The sequence below is a fragment of the Methanobrevibacter smithii ATCC 35061 genome (assembly GCF_000016525.1).
GTDB lineage: Archaea > Methanobacteriota > Methanobacteria > Methanobacteriales > Methanobacteriaceae > Methanocatella > Methanocatella smithii.
Genome location: NC_009515.1, coordinates 992,654 through 1,010,301 on the forward strand (window position 1 = coordinate 992,654; position 17,648 = coordinate 1,010,301).

Annotated in this window: 17 protein-coding genes; 11 read left to right on the forward strand and 6 right to left on the reverse strand. The window is 31.6% G+C overall.

Translation table 11 applies throughout. From position 1 onward, the window contains the following. Window positions 1–7: 7 nt before the first annotated feature. The 5 genes from MSM_RS05190 (at window position 8) to cofG (ending at window position 4,738) form a co-directional block, all read left to right on the forward strand. Window positions 8–1,174: a tRNA (guanine(10)-N(2))-dimethyltransferase gene (locus MSM_RS05190; RefSeq protein ID WP_011954246.1), complete on the forward strand. Its 1,167-nt coding sequence runs from the start codon at window positions 8–10 to the stop codon at window positions 1,172–1,174. A 446-nt stretch (window positions 1,175–1,620) separates the two neighbouring features. After that, window positions 1,621–2,097: an Lrp/AsnC family transcriptional regulator gene (locus MSM_RS05195; RefSeq protein WP_011954247.1), complete on the forward strand. Its 477-nt coding sequence runs from the start codon at window positions 1,621–1,623 to the stop codon at window positions 2,095–2,097. Between the two features lie 174 nt (window positions 2,098–2,271). Beyond that, window positions 2,272–3,207, forward strand: coding sequence for a GTP cyclohydrolase MptA (mptA, locus tag MSM_RS05200; protein ID WP_004035824.1), 936 nt, complete (start codon window positions 2,272–2,274; stop codon window positions 3,205–3,207). Window positions 3,208–3,211: 4 nt separating this feature from the next. Beyond that, complete coding sequence (locus tag MSM_RS05205; RefSeq protein ID WP_011954248.1) at window positions 3,212–3,652, forward strand: DUF2120 family protein; 441 nt, start codon at window positions 3,212–3,214, stop codon at window positions 3,650–3,652. Between the two features lie 3 nt (window positions 3,653–3,655). After that, window positions 3,656–4,738 (forward strand): 7,8-didemethyl-8-hydroxy-5-deazariboflavin synthase subunit CofG, encoded by a 1,083-nt coding sequence (cofG, locus tag MSM_RS05210; RefSeq protein WP_011954249.1) that lies wholly within the window; start codon window positions 3,656–3,658, stop codon window positions 4,736–4,738. On the opposite strand, the gene MSM_RS05215 is transcribed toward cofG, so the two are convergent. Next, the gene (locus MSM_RS05215; protein ID WP_011954250.1) at window positions 4,725–5,462 is read right to left on the reverse strand and encodes a class I SAM-dependent methyltransferase; all 738 of its coding nucleotides are present in this window, start codon (window positions 5,460–5,462) and stop codon (window positions 4,725–4,727) included. The genes cofG and MSM_RS05215 overlap by 14 nt on opposite strands. 208 nt (window positions 5,463–5,670) lie before the next feature. On the opposite strand from MSM_RS05215, the gene psmB reads away from it, so the two are divergent. The 4 genes from psmB to comC all read left to right on the forward strand — a co-directional run bounded on the left by psmB (window position 5,671) and on the right by comC (window position 10,492). Beyond that, the gene (psmB, locus tag MSM_RS05220; RefSeq protein WP_011954251.1) at window positions 5,671–6,285 is read left to right on the forward strand and encodes an archaeal proteasome endopeptidase complex subunit beta; all 615 of its coding nucleotides are present in this window, start codon (window positions 5,671–5,673) and stop codon (window positions 6,283–6,285) included. Between the two features lie 129 nt (window positions 6,286–6,414). Then, a complete protein-coding gene (locus MSM_RS05225) occupies window positions 6,415–8,325 on the forward strand; it encodes a beta-CASP ribonuclease aCPSF1 (RefSeq protein WP_011954252.1) in 1,911 nt (636 codons plus the stop codon). A 91-nt stretch (window positions 8,326–8,416) separates the two neighbouring features. After that, on the forward strand, window positions 8,417–9,436 hold the full coding sequence (gene purM / locus MSM_RS05230; RefSeq protein WP_011954253.1) for a phosphoribosylformylglycinamidine cyclo-ligase: 1,020 nt from the start codon (window positions 8,417–8,419) through the stop codon (window positions 9,434–9,436). 27 nt (window positions 9,437–9,463) lie between these two features. Next, window positions 9,464–10,492 (forward strand): L-sulfolactate dehydrogenase, encoded by a 1,029-nt coding sequence (comC, locus tag MSM_RS05235; RefSeq protein WP_004032893.1) that lies wholly within the window; start codon window positions 9,464–9,466, stop codon window positions 10,490–10,492. A gap of 13 nt (window positions 10,493–10,505) precedes the next feature. Here comC and MSM_RS05240 read toward each other — a convergent pair whose 3' ends face one another. Genes MSM_RS05240 through MSM_RS05260 form a run of 5 tightly spaced genes read right to left on the reverse strand, consistent with a single transcriptional unit; the run spans window position 10,506 to window position 15,697 of the window. After that, on the reverse strand, window positions 10,506–12,293 hold the full coding sequence (locus tag MSM_RS05240) for a DNA-directed DNA polymerase (RefSeq protein WP_004032892.1): 1,788 nt from the start codon (window positions 12,291–12,293) through the stop codon (window positions 10,506–10,508). A gap of 3 nt (window positions 12,294–12,296) precedes the next feature. Beyond that, window positions 12,297–13,343 (reverse strand): AI-2E family transporter, encoded by a 1,047-nt coding sequence (locus tag MSM_RS05245; RefSeq protein ID WP_011954254.1) that lies wholly within the window; start codon window positions 13,341–13,343, stop codon window positions 12,297–12,299. A 15-nt stretch (window positions 13,344–13,358) separates the two neighbouring features. Continuing rightward, window positions 13,359–14,165, reverse strand: a complete 807-nt coding sequence (locus MSM_RS05250; RefSeq protein WP_004032890.1) for a dihydroorotate dehydrogenase electron transfer subunit — start codon at window positions 14,163–14,165, stop codon at window positions 13,359–13,361. A 3-nt stretch (window positions 14,166–14,168) separates the two neighbouring features. Then, complete coding sequence (locus tag MSM_RS05255; RefSeq protein ID WP_011954255.1) at window positions 14,169–15,080, reverse strand: dihydroorotate dehydrogenase; 912 nt, start codon at window positions 15,078–15,080, stop codon at window positions 14,169–14,171. A gap of 59 nt (window positions 15,081–15,139) precedes the next feature. Then, window positions 15,140–15,697, reverse strand: a complete 558-nt coding sequence (locus MSM_RS05260; RefSeq protein WP_019263269.1) for a GumC domain-containing protein — start codon at window positions 15,695–15,697, stop codon at window positions 15,140–15,142. 134 nt (window positions 15,698–15,831) lie between these two features. On the opposite strand from MSM_RS05260, the gene MSM_RS05265 reads away from it, so the two are divergent. Together MSM_RS05265 and MSM_RS05270 are read left to right on the forward strand one after the other, a co-directional pair. Further along, on the forward strand, window positions 15,832–16,995 hold the full coding sequence (locus MSM_RS05265) for an NOP5/NOP56 family protein (RefSeq protein WP_011954256.1): 1,164 nt from the start codon (window positions 15,832–15,834) through the stop codon (window positions 16,993–16,995). Window positions 16,996–16,998: 3 nt separating this feature from the next. Further along, a complete protein-coding gene (locus MSM_RS05270) occupies window positions 16,999–17,640 on the forward strand; it encodes a fibrillarin-like rRNA/tRNA 2'-O-methyltransferase (protein WP_011954257.1) in 642 nt (213 codons plus the stop codon). Window positions 17,641–17,648 lie beyond the last annotated feature (8 nt).

Sequence of the window (17,648 nt, forward strand, 5' to 3'; positions counted from 1 at the left end):
ATAAACTATGGACGAATATAAAATTAAAACAGTTGAAGAGGGATTAACAAAAATTCAATTTCCTGAATTTGATAAAATTTCATCTGATGCTCCTGTTTTTTACAATCCACATATGGAACTAAATAGAGACATTTCCATTTTAGCTCTTCAAACTTTTCAAAAACAAGAAGACAGAAATATAAACATATGTGATTTGTTCGGAGGCAGTGGAATACGCGGTGTTCGTTATAAAAATGAAATTGATGGAGTGGGACATGTTTTTATAAATGACATTAGTGAAACTGCAAATGAATATGAAAGACACAATGTTGAGTTAAACAATTTGAAAGACATTGAAATATTTCAGCATGATGCAAGTATGTTCTTAAGAATGCACAGAGGAGAATTTGATGTTATAGACATTGATCCCTTTGGAACACCTTCCCCATTTTTAGACTCTGCAGGATACTGTTCCCGCAGAAACTCATTATTATGCGTTACAGCTACTGACACATCTGCACTGTGCGGAACCTACAAAGAACCGTGTATCCGCAAATACAATGCAAAACCTTACAAAAGTGAATACTGTCATGAAACAGGTATTCGTATATTGGCAGGATTTGTAGCTCTTACACTGGCCAAATACAGCAAATCCATAGAAGTTAAATTATCCCACAGTACTGAACATTATATGAGATTATATATAGAAGTCAAAAAAGGTTCCAAAAAAAGTGATGAATGTTTAAAAAATATCGGATACCTCAGTCACTGCAAACATTGTCTGTATAGGGAAGAAAATAAAGGATTAGCTACATCTACACCAGATATTTGTCCAGAATGTGGTGAAAAATTAATTCAGGCAGGGCCATTATGGCTTGGAGAAATTCAAAACGAAGAATTTATCTCAAAGATGATTGTAGAATCTGAAAATAAAAAATTAAATACTAAAGAAGATGTTTTGAAACTATTGGAAAGCTGCCGTATAGAAGCAAAAAGTCCCGCCACATTTTATGATGTGCATAAAATCTGCAAAATCTTAAAAATCAGTGCACCAAAATTAGATTTGGTATTTGGCAACCTTGAAAAAGAAGGATTTGAAGCTGTCAAAACACATTTCAACCCTCTTGGAATAAAAACAAACGCTCCCCTAAAAAAAATTAAGGAAATCATAAAAACTTTGTCATCTTCAAATTAAACAAATATCCAAAATACACAAATAGTGAAAAAACTAGATATAGCCTATGAATTATTTAGGAACACTAAATAAATCCCTGCTTTATCTTCACTACTTTTTTTAATAAAATTGAAAAAAATTACATATCAAAATAAATATCTCTTTTTTTACCATACAATCATTCAAAAAATATTTGAAAAAATAAATAAACTACAGTATAATGCTAATGGTATATTAATTTAATAAAAACAAAAAAATAGGGATTATATTTTAATTATATTCAAAAATACATACCAAATGATTTACAATATAACTATTAATTTTTCGAATCATATTTAAAATAGTACTAAAAAAATTAAAAAATGTACGAATAGTTTATATAATATAAACATAAAAAATGTATATGCCTATATTAATTTGTTTACTTATAATCAATTAATATAATCATTTTTAGAGAGGTTATAAATATGGCTAATGAAAATAAAGACTTTATCAAATTAGATGATATTGATGTTAGCATTTTAAAAATCATTAATGAAGATGTCAGAACATCTTATAGACAAATATCCCGTAGTTTAGATGTATCTGTTGGAACTGTTCACAACCGTATCGACAAAATGGTTAAAAGCGGAGTAATCAAAAAGTTTTCACCAGTAATTGACCATGAAATATTAGGATATGTCCTTACAACTATAATTGGAGTGAGGGTTAAAGGTGGAAAACTCAAAAACTGGGAAGAAAAAACTTACTCTAATAAAAATGTAGTTGGAATATATGATGTAACCGGAGAATATGATGCTTTCTTAATAGCTAAATTCAAAGATACAAATGAATTAAATACATTTATTAAAGATTTAGTTAAAGACCCTAATATAGAAAGAACATATACTCAAACTGTATTGGATGTTATAAAAGAAGATATGGGTTCTTCAAATATATTATAATCCAAATTTTTAATTTATTAAACCAAACCATCACAACATTCATTTAACATTAATCAAGCCATATTCAATCAAATAACTTATTTTTACTTGTAAAAAATTGCCAAAAATAAGCTTAAAATATATAAGTTTCAAAAAACATAATATAAAAAATAATTATATGATAGAGGTTATTAAATGGCAGTTTGTTTACCTGACACCCAAGATGATACTCCCAGCATACCTATCAAATTAACAAGAGTAGGTGTAACCGGAGTTAAAAAATTATTGCAACTCGAAAGAAATAACAAAAGACCTATAATTTTAGTACCTACATTTGATGCATTTGTAGATTTACCAAACGATCAAAAGGGAGTGCATATGTCTAGAAACCCTGAAGCAATCAGTGAAGTATTAGACGAAGTAGCTAATGACAGTTCAGTGGAAGTAGAAACATTATGTGCTAAAATCGTAAGTAAAATGATGTCCAAACACGAATATGCAAAACGTGTTGAAATATCAATGACTACTGATTATATGTTTATGAAAGAATCACCTGTAACCAAAAATAAAACACAGGAAATGGCTAAACTTAAAGCTAAAGCTGTAGGTTACAGAGAAGACGGTGAAATTAAAATTAGAAAAAGTATTGGTGCTGAAGTTATCGGAATGACTGTTTGCCCATGTGCACAGGAATCTGTGAAAGAATCTGACAAAAACAAATTGTTGGAATTTTTAGACGAAGAAACTACACAAAAAGTATTAGATACTGTAACTTTTGCTTCCCATAATCAGAGAGGAGTTGGAACTTTATTAATCGAAGTTCCGGAAGACAGGGAAGTTAAAGGTGAAGACATCATAGAAATAATTGAAGAATCCATGAGCTCTCCTGTATGTGAATTATTAAAAAGACCTGATGAAAATGCTACAGTTTTAAATGCTCATAAAAAACCTGTTTTTGTTGAAGACTGTGTAAGAAACATGATGGAAAAAATAGCTAAAAAATATGCTGATTTTCCTGAAGACACCATAATCACTTCACGTCAAGAGAATCATGAAAGTATCCACAGACACAATGCTTTTGCAGAAAAAGTAACAACAATGGGCGAATTAAAAGAAGAGTTAAGGATATGATTAAATGCAAAAGTTTTATGAAGTAGCAGGAGAAGTGATGGGGTTTTTTGATGCATTCAAAGGATCAAGACCTGCAATTAACAATGAAAAAATCTTAATCGTCAGAGGAAGATCAAGAAAAACATTAGATATTAATGACTTTAACTCAAAGCTTGATGAAATTGGAAGCATAATAAACGGTAAAGAAATCGAATCCAATTCTGCAAAAATCGCCAAACTTTTAGAAATTGGTGATAAAAGTATACAGGAAAGCGAAGGCCAAACAGGAAATATAGACAAACATGGCTTAGAAAGAATGCAAGAAGAGCTTGAAGCCATTGGTCTTGTAGTTGAATACAAAGCTTTCGAATTACCTTGCTGTTATGCTGTAATTGCAATATGGCAGGACAAACATGGATATCCTCCATTATATGTTGAAGTAACAGTTTCAGAAAAAGAAGAATAGGTCATGCAAAGAAAAGAAAAAATTCTCCAGATATTAGAATCAACTGACAACCAAATCATTGATTTCATGAATAAAGCATCAAAATACAGGGAGAATAATCTTATTACATATTCCAAAAATATTTTCATTCCATTAACTGAAATCTGTAAAAACGATTGCGGTTACTGTAATTTTAAAAAAACTCCAGATGATCCAAGTGCAATTATTCTAAAAACAAAAGAAGAAGTATTGGCTAGTTTGAAAGAAGCTGAAAGATATGGGTGCAGTGAAGCTTTATTTACATTTGGAGAAGATGCTGATGAAGAAGAATCAGTACAGCAAAAATTAGCTGAATTCGGATATGAAAATATTGTAGATTATGTTTTTGATATCTGTAAAATGACTTTGGAAGAAACTAGCTTATTGCCTCACACAAATGGAGGTAATTTTAGCTATGAAAGTCTAAAAAAGCTAAAGGAAGTTAACGCTTCTATGGGTATGATGCTTGAAAGCACATCTGTCAGATTAATGAACACAGTAGCACACAATAAAAGCCCAGGTAAAAATCCTGAAATCAGATTAAAAACAATATCAAATGCCGGAAAACTTAAAATACCATATACAACAGGAATTTTAATTGGAATTGGTGAGACCAAAGAAGAAATAGCCGACTCATTATTAGCTATCAGGGATTTATATGATAAATACGGCCATATTCAGGAAGTAATTATTCAAAACTTCACCACCAGCCCCGGAATTGAAATGGAAAACTGGGAAGAACCTACTTTTTTAGATATGGTAAGAACAGTAATAGCAGGGAAGCTGTTATTTAGGGATACTGATGTTAGCATTCAAGTTCCGCCTAATTTAAACCATGACACTGCCCAGATATTTTTACTTTGCGGTGCAGATGATTGGGGAGGAGTTTCTCCAGTAAGTCCTGATTATGTAAATCCAACATCCCCATGGCCAACTCTAGATGAATTAAACAGACTAACACAGGATGCAGGATTTGAATTAATCGAAAGAATGTGTGTTTATGAAAAATATGTTAATGATAAATGGCTAAATGAAACACTGCTTGAAAAAATAGCTAATTTATCCTAGCATCACACACCACATGAAATACTCCCGGAGAGTATTTCTTAACCTTATTTAATTTTAAAAATTCCACCGACCTATCTCCAGCCACTTCTTTAATCCTGTTTATCGGACGGGTATCCATTAATTTTTCGGGAACTGTTTCATGATAATGAATAACTCCACCTTTGTTCAGGCTGTCAATAGCTGTCTTTAAATAATGATGCGTTGTTTTTACATAACCCATTATAATTCTATCTGCACTATACTCTGGAGTTATGTCCATGCAATCCCCAAGTAAAGGTATAATATTGTTTATTTTATTTAATTTAATATTTTCTTTCAAATAATGAAATGAATTGGGATTAATTTCAATTGAATAAACTTGTTTTGCATTGCTGTGAACTCCTATCGGAATTGAAAAATAACCTATTCCTGCAAACATATCAATAACAGTTTCATTATCTTCAACAAGTTTAGCTATTCTTATTCGCTCGTTGTTATTTCCTTTTGACCACATTACTTTTTTTAAATCCAATTTAAAAAGACATCCATTTTCCTTATTGATTGTTTCAGTATCCTCACCATACAATAATTTTATAACAGGTTCCCTTTTAGTCCCATGAATATGGTCAACTTTCATGACAGTTTTTACTTTATGTTTATCTGAAAGTTCTTTTAACTGTTTATCTGATTGTACAATGAATTTATTATCCAATATTAAAATATTGCCTATTTTTTTCCATTTCATTAACAAAGCTCCATTAAAGTATCTTAAAAAGAAAACTTTATATATGTAAATACATAATGTATTATTAGTTAGTTTATACTAATTAATTGATTCTGATTTTATAAATATTAATAATTAAAATAATTACGTGTTTATATAAGATTTATGTATAACCTACAATATAGTTGAAAAATACAAATATTTTAAATACTTACATGAGGTGTTTAACATGGATGATAAAATATTAGAAGGTACAACAACTGTAGGAATAACCTGTAAAGATGGTGTTGTATTTGCTAGCGAAAGAAGAGCTAGTATGGGAAACCTTGTAGCTCATAAAGTCGCAGAAAAAATATTTAAAATAAATGATCATATCGTAACAACCATTGCTGGTAGTGTCGGAGATGCTCAAAATTTAATGAAAATAATTGAAGCAGAAGTTTCTCTTTATCAAATGAGAAACAATGACAAAATAAGTGTAAAAGCTGCCGCATCAGTAACAGCAAACATTTTACGTTCCGGACCAATGTATGTGCAAACATTACTTGGAGGAATGGACGGAGATAAACCTTCACTATACTCCCTTGACCCTGCCGGAGGTATGATTGAAGATACATACATATCCACAGGATCAGGTTCTATTGTAGCATATGGTGTTCTCGAAGACAGATACCATGAAGAAATTACAACTGATGAAGGATTAGAAATAGCTGTAAGAGCTATCAAAGCTGCTAGCGAACGTGACACATTTTCAGGAAATGGATATTTAGTAGCTAAAGTAACTAAAGACGGCTTTGAAATGTTAGATAAGGAAAAGGTTAATGATATTGTAGCGAAAATATAAAGACTATTTTTCATAACTAACTACTTTTTATATAAATAGTGTGAATAGTTTATGAAGTTTTAACTAATTATAGCAAACAAGCTTTTTCATGAACTATATTTACACAATACTTTTTTTTGAAGGGATTATATGACTTCAGAGATTTTAGAAGATATCAAAAAAGAAATAATGGACAAGTTACCAAAAAATGCTCAGGTTTCAAAAGTTGAATTTGAAGGTCCTGAAGTGGTACTTTACACCAAAAACCCAGAAATTATAACTGACAACGGCGATCTTATACGATCATTAGCTAAAGAACTTAGAAAAAGAATCATTATCAGATCTGATAAAAGTGCATTATTAGGTCCTGAAGAAACCATTAAAAAAGTTCATGAAATAGTTCCGGAAGGAGCAGAAATTACAGACATTTACTTTGATACAGTTACCTGCGAAGTAGTTATAACTGCAAAAAAACCAGGGCTTGTTATTGGAAAATATGGTGTGACCTCCAGAACAATCGTTAAAAATACCGGATGGGCACCTAAAATTTTGAGAACACCCCCAATAAGCTCTGATGTTATTGGAAAAATCAGAACTACACTAAAAAACAGCAGCAAAGACAGGAAAAAAATGTTGCAGCGTCTCGGTAGACAGATACATCAGGGCACTAAACATCCTAATGATTGGGCCAGAGTAACCTCAATGGGCGGTTTTAAAGAAGTCGGACGTTCTTCCATGCTTTTACAAACTCCAAACAGTAGAGTATTATTGGATTGTGGTGTTAATGTAGCTGCATCTGACAACAAAAATGCATTTCCATACTTGAATGTTCCTGAATTTTCAATTGAGGAATTGGATGCAGTCATTATTTCACACGCTCACCTGGATCACTGTGGATTTGTGCCATACCTTTATCATTATGGATATGAAGGTCCTATTTACTGTACAACTCCAACAAGAGATTTGACAACACTTTTACAACTTGATCACTTGGATATTGCTCACAGAGAAGGAAATCCTTTACCATTTAATGTAAAACATGTGCAAAAAGCTATTAAACATACAATAACCTTAGATTACGGTGAAGTAACTGATATCTCACCAGATATTAGATTAACACTCCATAATGCAGGCCACATCTTAGGTTCAGCTATTTCACATATGCATATTGGTGACGGAGCTCACAATTTAGTTTATACTGGAGATTTCAAGTATGAAAGAAGCAGATTACTTGAACCTGCAACATTCAGATTCCCACGTGCTGAAACTGTAATTATGGAAAGTACCTATGGTGGCCGTGAAGACATACAGCCTTCAAGAAACTCTGCAGAAAAAGAAATGATGAAAACCATCTATAAAACTTTAAAACGTGGCGGAAAAGTTTTAGTTCCAGTATTTGCTGTAGGAAGGGCGCAGGAACTTATGGTAGTACTTGAGGAATACATGAGACATGGAATGATTGATGAAGTTCCTATTTACATTGACGGTATGATCTGGGAAGCTACAGCTATCCATACTGCAAGACCAGAATATTTAAGTAAAGACTTGAGAGATCAAATATTCCACATGGGCAGAAATCCGTTTATCTCAGATATGTTTAACAAAGTTCAAAATCTTGACCAAAGAAAAGATATTGTTGAAAGCAACAGTCCGGCAATTATTTTATCCACATCAGGTATGTTAACTAGAGGTAATTCTGTTGAATACTTCAAATGGTTATGTGAAGATGACAGAAACACATTAATATTTGTAGGATACCAATCTGAAGGTTCATTAGGTAGAAGAATCCAAAAAGGATGGAAAGAAGTGCCTCTTGAAGAAGACAATAAAACAAAAGTATTCAATGTTAAAATGGAAATTAAAACTATCAACGGATTTAGTGGACACTCCAACAGACGCCAATTAATGGATTATGTAAAAAGACTTAATCCAAGACCGGATAAAGTTATTACTTGTCATGGAGACCCTTATAAAACAACAGACTTAGCTTCATCAATACACAGAAGTTATAAAATTGAAACTAAAAGTCCTGTGAATTTAGATAGTGTAAGAATACACTAATAAATAAATACTAATTGAAATAAATATAGTAATATAATTTAAATTTTTATTGATTTTAAAAAAAATAAAAATACCACTAGGTGTTAAAAAAATGGTTACTTATTCAGAATCCGGTGTTGATATTGATCTTGAAGCAGTTACTGTTTCAAAACTTGCATCAAAACTTAAATCAACACTGGAATATAGAGATATAATAACTGATAGCGGACATTATGCTGCTTTAGTTAGATTAGGTGATAAAGCTATTGCAATGAGTACTGATGGAGTAGGTAGTAAAATTTTAATTGCTGAAATGATGAATAAATATGATACTGTTGGTATAGATTGTATAGCTATGGTTGTAAATGATATTCTTTGTGTTGGTGCTGAACCAATAGCTTTAGTAGATTATCTTGCAGTGGAACAGCCTGATCCTGAAAGAGCTGAAGAAATAGCTGAAGGTCTTGTAACAGGAGCAAAAGAATCCAGAATTTCAATAATTGGTGGGGAAACTGCCTCACTTCCAGGAATAATAAAAGACTTTGATTTAGCCGGAACAGGAATAGGTTTTGTAGATGTTGATAAAATTATTACTGGAGAAGATATTGAAGCTGGAGATGTTTTAATAGGTATTGAAAGTAATGGTATTCATTCAAACGGATACAGTTTAGCTAGAAAAGCATTGTTTGATGATGCAGGATTTTCAATTGATGACAAAATGCCTAACTGTGACACTACTATTGGAGAGGAATTAATAAGGCCAACTGAATTATATGTTAAACCAATAGTTGCTTTATTTAAAGAAGAATATGATATTCATGGATTAGCACATATAACTGGTGGAGGATTTACTAACCTTAGACGCTTGAAAAAAGGTGTCGGATATGATATTTATGACCTCCCAGAGGCTCCTGAAATATTCAAACTTATATATCAACAAAATGTTCCTCTTGAAGAAATGTATAAAGTTTTCAATATGGGAATAGGTTTTGTTGTAATTACCAATGAAAATGAAGCTGAAAAAATAATGGAAACTTTGAAAGACTACTGTAATTGCCAAATTATCGGTAAAGTAACTGATGATGAAAAAATTACCGTTAAAACTTTTGAAGGCAGTGAAGTTACATACTGATTCAATAACTATAAGGAGAGTGAAAAAATGAAAATAATGAAAGATAATGAAATAGCTCTTGTAAAAGAAATATTAAAAAAATTAGGAGCTAGTGAAGAAGACAGCGAATTGGTAGCAGAAGCTACAATTGATGCAGATTTAAAAGGATTTACTTCACATGGACTTGGTAGATTCCCACAATACTTAATTAGTATTGAATCAGGAACCATAAACTTAAAAGACAACATAACTATTGAAAAAGAAACTCCTGCTATTGCTTTAATAAACGGTAACAGCGGATTCGGACAGGCTGTTGCATACAAAGCTATGAAATTAGCTGTAAAAAAAGCTAAAGAAGTAGGTATCGGATGTGTGGGAGTACACAATTCAAACCACTTTGGAGTAACCGGATTTTACTCAGATATTGCAGTTAAAGAAGGTGTTATCGGAACTGTAATCGCAAATACTGACCCTGCAATTGCTCCATTTGGTGCAAGTGAAGCACTTATTGGAACAAACCCAATTGCTATTGGTATTCCAAGTGATTCCTACATTGCAGTAGATATGGCTACATCAGTTACTGCACGTGGAAAAATATTAGAATCAAAAAGAAAAGGATTGGAATTACCTGAAGGTTGGGCACTTGACAAAGACGGAAACCCAACAACTGATCCTGAAGCTGCTCTTGAAGGTTCAATTTTAGCATTCGGTGGATTTAAAGGATATGCATTAGCATTTATGATTGAAATTTTAACCGGACCTTTAGTAAATGCAGAATACGGAAAAGGAGTAACAGGTACAGCTTCACCAACTAAAAACTGTACAAAAGGAGATTTATACATAGCTATTGATCCAAGCAAATTCGGTTCACTAGAAGATTTCAAAGCAAAAACTACAGATTTCTGTAATCAAGCCAGAGCTGCAGGAGAAAATGTTTCAATTCCAGGAGACTTAGAAGTTAAAAAAATAGCTAATGCTGAAGCTAATGGAATGGAAATAGATGAAAAATTATACGAACAATTGAAAGAAATCTGCGACGATTTAGATATTGACTTTGATTCATATTTAGAAGAATAATATTTATTCTTCCTTATTTTTTATATTTAGCATAAAAACCATCAGTGTCTGCATATATTGCATAAAAACCATAATCTTCCGCTTTTTTCATTGCTCTTTTAATATATTGCCTACCCCATGAAGTAATAGCTTTTGCACATTCATAAGAGTACCATCTGAAGCGAGGAAAACCATAAATACCATACATAGTATTAGCTAAACGTTTTATAGCCTGCTGTTGCACATCTAAAGTCTTTTTTTCAGTTGGATCAACAGATGCTTTCATGGCTTTTTTAATTTTAAATCTTTCATTAAGAATTTTAGCTATAACTGACGGAATAAAACCTTTTGGCTCTTTTTTAAATTTTAAATCATGTTCCGGAGAAATATTGTAATCCTGTCTATTTTCAACATCTCCAATAACCAGCACGTCAGGAGAAATGTTTTTTGAAATAATTATGCTGGGATACAGACTTCTGAAATCGAACTGGACTAAATTTTCATGCAATCCAATTTCGGGTTCCTTAACATATCCTCCTTCATTGTCTTCCTCAGCAGCTCTAAGTGCAAAGTTTGAACCTCCAGGTTTATTTGGTACAATCTCATTGTCAAAATATGCTTCCTTAACTAAAAACCATTCAGCCTGTTGACCCGTAGCCATACGGCTTAAGTCAAAAAGAGGCTGACCAACAATACGAGTAAGTTCCAGGTTAAGCGGAAGTGTTTGCTGAGCGATTTTTAATGTAGATACAACATCATCTAAAGAATAATCAAACAAATCATCTAATTCAGTTGAATCACTGTCCCAGTACTCCCAGATGTGTTCTCCAGGAACATCGATTTTTTCCTCACCAAATAATTCATAGTATACTCTCTCTAAAGTATATCTCTCCAAAGTCATGTATCTTCTCATAACAAGATATAAATCAACATGAATCAGTCCTTTAAAAGAAGCTGCATTTGCAAAACCCCTTCGAATAAATTTAATATTAGAATCATCCATTCCCAAATCCAACTCCAAACCATAAAGTTTAGCTCTGTCTTTAAGATATGGAAGGTCAAAATTATCAGAATTATATCCTACAATAATATCAACATTGCTTTTTTTAACTATATCAATAAATGTTTCAATCATTTCCTTTTCAGATTCTACCTGATTAACAAAATCATCCCTATCTTCAGAATTTGTTTTGGTTGAAATAACCTGATTTATTCCAAAATTACTGGCTACTCCAATCATGATTATCTCATCAACTTCAGAATTTGGCATCCCATGAGGATTTCTAACTTCCAAATCAAAACTTAAAATTCTAAAGTCCTGCAAATCATCATTCACTCTTTCAAGAGGTTTGGTAAGTTTAATAATTTCCAAATCGTGTTTTTTAGAATCCAAATTTAAAAATGAATCAATTTTTTCCCCGCAGGCTTTAACCTCAGTCATTGGAATAACATCACGATCAATTAAATATCTTCTGTAAAATGGAATATCATGTTCCCTTATATGATCCACAGAGTCCAAATCACGTAAAGCATCCCTGTTTTTAGCTAATTCCTGAGGATTTAAAAAAGTCACTTTTAAAAATGTTTTTTCCACCTGAAAATCCTTTTTAATAACTTCTTCAATATGCACATCATCTAAAGTATCAAGAATCTGTTTTTGACACTCTTTATCATCATCTTTAGGAGCAACATACAAATAAGGCTCAAAGGTGTCATCTAACAAAACAATGTTTTTATCCTTATCTTTTGAAAATAAACGGATTACAGGCTTGTTTTCATAAGTAACATAGTCAATATCTAAAATAACAACGTTTTTTTCCATTGTTTATTCCCCTTTGCTTTTATTAAGTTCTATTCTAAAGTTATCTAAAACAGCATAAGTTATACCCAGTATTAATGGACCTAAAATAAACCCTACAATTCCGTAAACTAATGGACCTGCCAAAAACCCTATAAGTAAAATTAAAGGATGGATATCTGCATAATGACTGGATAATGCTGGCCTAATATACATATCACTTAAACTAAGGAAAAATCCAAATAAAATTACAATTACAACCCTTACATAATTTCCTGAAATCAAATCAACAATAGCCAAGGTCCAATAAATTGGCCAAGGTCCAAATATTGGAATTAACTGAAAAATACCGGTAAGCACTCCTAAAAATACTCCCTGAGAATATCCAAGTAAAGAATATCCAACAGTCGCAATAATACCAATAATTAAAGAAGTTAAAAAATGTCCATAAAATATACTTTTTAAAACCTCTTTAACGGAATTTACAGTTCTTTCAAAGAAATCTTTACTTTCCTGAGGTATGAATGATTCAACGAAATCATAACAGTTATCTCCATCACGAATAAAGTAATATATTGATGCGAATAAAATAAATAAATCTACAGAAATTGAAAGAAGTTTGCTGGCCAAGCTTACAATATAATCCAGCACCACATTTCCAATATCCTTTATAAAACCGGATAAAGATGATTTAATTGATGCAGTATCAATACCAGAGCTTATATCTGCCGGCAGGCTATTAACCATCTGATTAATTACAGTATCCAAATTTAAGTTAAAACCACTTGGATTAACTACCAACACATCAGATAAAACACCAGATATTACTGAAATAATATATGCAATTAAAATAACCAATGGAATCATAACCAAAATTACAGCCAGAAAAATAGAAACTGATCTGATTTTTATTTTAGAAGTTATTTTTCTAGCTAATGGGCGGATAGCATAAGCTAATATTGCCCCCAATATAACCATATTCAAAACCGGAGATACAATCATTAGTGATATTCCAAGCAAGAACAGTACCAGCAATACTGGAGGAGTTATATATTCTTTTAAGTCTTTTTCCATTAGAATCACATTTAATTACTGCTTTATTCCTGCAGCATTCCTTCTGTATTTACCGAACTCTGAAATTTCTTCTATTTTCTCATTTTTAAAAACAGGCCCTTCTACACAGATTCTCCATCCAGTATTATCAACACAACACTGACCACATATACCTAGAGCACATTTCATGTATCTCTCTAGAGAATATTCTGCACTTATTCCAGCATCTTCAAGTATTTCATAGATTCCTTTCATCATTATCTCAGGACCACAAACAAATGCAAAATCATAAGAGTTATCTTCAAGTAAACTTACAGTACAATCTGTTGCAAATCCTTCAAATCCAAAACTTCCATCATCAGTACACGGATGAATCTTTGCACCTGATTTTTCCAATGACTCCATAAACAGCAATTCTTCTTTTGTAACGGCTGCCGGAACTACATCAACAGCATTGCCTTTTTTAAGCAAATCACTAACTATTGCATTAATAGGAGCCATTCCAACTCCACCACCAATAGCTAAAACTTTTTTATCAGTTAAATCATTTGAAAATCCATTTCCATAGCTTCCTCGAATACCTATTTTATCTCCAACTTTTAAATCATGAAGCTGTGATGAAAATTCACCAACATTTTTAACACTAATGGCCATTCTGGAATTTTCTTTGTCAATTAAAGAAATGGACATTGGTTTTTCATTATGGAAATTCCAAACCATCACAAATTCCCCCGGAGAAGGAACACCGAACTTATCCATATCCCAATCAAAGACAAAAGTTTTAATTGTTGGAGTCTCTTCAATTATTTCATTAATTTCAACAATTTGTGGAACATCATTCATAAATTACAACTCCTCATGTGCAAGGCCAATCATTTCATCAATAGATTCATAACCTTTTTTATTCATAAATTCTTCTAAATCTTTGTTGATTTTGCCAAATACTTCTACACCCTCATCCATAATAGAAGTACCAATTTGAACTGCCCTAGCTCCAGCAAATAAAAATTCAACAACATCTTCAAAGTTTGAAATACCTCCAACACCAATAATTGGAATATCTACATTATCATAAACAGTATAAACATTACGAAGAGCTATTGGTTTTATAGCCTTACCGCTCATTCCGCCAAACTTATTTGATAAAACAGGTCTTGCAACATCAATATTGATTTTCATTCCAGGACCTAATGAATTAATTAAAGTCAATGCATCTGCTCCTGCATCCTGAGCTGCCACAGCTATTTCAACAATATCAGTAACATTTGGAGTTAGTTTAGCTATTACTGGTTTATTTGCACTATCTTTAGCAGCACTAACAATTTTATGAGTTAAATTAGCATCCTGACCTATGGATGCACCATAACCTTCCATAGCATGAGGACATGAAATATTCAACTCAATCATATCAACATAATCTTCAATTTCCAAAACTAACTTGCTAAATTCTTCAGGAGTTGCCCCGTAAATTGAAGCTATTGAAACATTTCCTTTCCTGTCAATTCTTTTAAGTTCCTCTTTAAAGTTTTCTGCACCGGGATTTGAAAGACCGATAGCATTGATAATGCCGCATTCAACACCTACAGTTGTAGGATTTGCATATCCCGGATTCGGTTCTAAAGAAAAAGATTTAGAAACAACACCTGCTGCACCGGATTTTAAAATCCAATTCATGGAAGAAGCATTACTTCCCATAACTCCTGCAGCCAACATTAAAGGATTTCTAAATTCAACTCCACAAACATTTGTCCTCAACATGATTACACCAAAAATTTTTATATGATATTAATTATGTATTATAAAACATTTATACATTTTTAATCAAGTTTTTCTTCATATTTCTTAATCAATTCACGATATTTATCATTCTGTAATTTTAAACTTATTACATTGGTTTTATTGGATTTAATAATTTCTTCTTTATCTTTTAATAAAGATTTAATGTTTTCATCCTGTTTTTCAATTATTAAATCTTTTTGAGCTAAAAGCCCCTCATAAGTTTTTGAAATTTTTCTTAATTGAACTTCCAAATTCTCAGTATTATTATGAACCTGCAACTTATAATCATCGATTAAAGTTCTTAAATATTTTATCTGGTCCTGTTTATCATCAATTATCTCCTGCTTTTCATTAAGTTTTTGTTGAAGATCATCTAACTCCTTAAACTTGGCTTTTTCATTATTAATCTCGCTGTCCACTTTAAGTTCCAGTGTTTTGATTTCATACTTTTGTTTAGTGATGTAATTTTTAAATTTGTTAATTTCCTTATCCTTAGTGGCCAACTGCATATTAAGCTCATCAATTTCTGCATTTTTTAGCTCAATTGTTTCTTTAAGGTCCTGAAATTTCTTTTTATTATAGTTTGGTTTAGTCATGATTCCCAATTCCATAAAATATTCAATTAAACTATATTTTTTAAATCAATTAAATGTTTGTAATTCTCTATATTAATATATCAGTTACAATAAATTTAGTATTAAATTAACAAATGCATTTTGAGTGAATAAATATGGAATGTTATATAACCTATTGCATTAAAGGATTTTTAGCTTTTAGTGAGGATTTTGAATTAATAACTCAAAAATTATTTCCAAAAGAGAGTATTGTAACTGCACTAATGGAAATTAAGAATAAAAAAATAGTTTCACAGGAAAAGGAAATTATTGAAGAAGTCTCAAAAGATTATGATAAAATCATTATTGAATCAAATAAACGAATCTCCGATTATTCTGGCTTAAAATCCTTTGACAAACTAGAAATTAAAACACCAAATGCCGGTGGAGAGTATTTAAGAAGTAATTTGGAAAAATTTGTTGGTGATGACTATCTTGAAGTTTATCAGCAGTTAGCTATTGCTAAAATGAAAGAAGCATCAAAATCAGAAGACAAACATCTTATCCAAGCTATAAATTCTATTGATGAAATCGATGAATCAATCAGCAAATTAATTGAACGCATTAGGGAATGGTACGCTTTGTATTTCCCGGAAATGGATGTAATTAAAAATAATGAAACATATGTTCGTTTAATAGCTGAAAATAAAACCAAAGAAAAAATCATTGAAGCAAAGCCAGACGTATTTTTAATAGATTCCGATTATGATGAAGAAATCAACCAAAGTGATTTGGACATCATGAACAATTATGCAAATTCCATTTATGAATTGCAGAAAAGCAGAAAATCTATTGAAAACTACATTGAAGATAAAATGGAATCATTAGCACCGAATTTGAAATTATTGGTTGGAGCTTCACTTGGTGCTAAACTAATATCACATGCAGGAGGGCTTAAAAGACTAGCAACATATCCTTCAAGTACTGTTCAGATAATGGGTGCTGAAAAAGCATTGTTTAGACATTTGAAAAGTGGAGACAGACCTCCAAAATATGGTTTAATCTATCAACACCCACAAATTAGAGGAGCCAAGTGGTGGAATCGTGGAAAAATCGCCAGAATGCTTGCATCCAAAATATCATTAGCATGCAGAAAAGATATTTTCACCAAAGATTTTGATCCGAATATTTATGATGAATTTATCGAAAAGGCAGAACAGATAGAAAAAGAAAATCCGTTCCCAACAAAAACTACCAAAAAACGAAAAGAAGAACACTCAAAATCTAAAAATAAACACCCAAAATCTAAAAAAAGAAGAAAAAATAAAAGGAGGAAATAAGCTATGAAAGTTTATTTGAAAGATGGACAAATAGCTACCAAAAATTTAACCCCCGGAATTTCAGTTTATGGTGAAGAGCTAATTCAGGAAAAAGAAGAATACAGAATATGGAATCCTAGACGGTCAAAATTAGCAGCAGCCTTATTAAATGGATTAGAAAATCTGGACATTTCTGAAGATGCGAAAGTCCTATACTTAGGTGCATCAACTGGAACAACAGTTTCACACATTTCAGACATAGTAACTGATGGAAGAATATATGCTGTTGAATTTTCACCAACAACAGCTAAAAAATTAGTCAGACTAGCCAGACAAAGGACTAATATTGCTCCGATTTTGGGAGATGCAACCAAACCTAAAAATTATTTGAATATAACCGAAAAAACAGACATTGTATACTGTGATGTAGCTCAACCAACACAAAGCCAACTGTTTATGAAAAACATGAACTTAATAGGGAAAGATGATGTTATAGGAGCATTAATGATTAAAGCCAGAAGTATTGATGTTGTACAAAAGCCTAAAAAGATTTTTAAAGAAGAAGAAAGAAAATTGAGAGAAAAGGGTTTTAAAATTATTGAAAAAGTAAAACTGGAACCTTACGAAAAAGACCATATTGCATTTGTAGTAGAGAAAAATTTTTAATAAAAAAT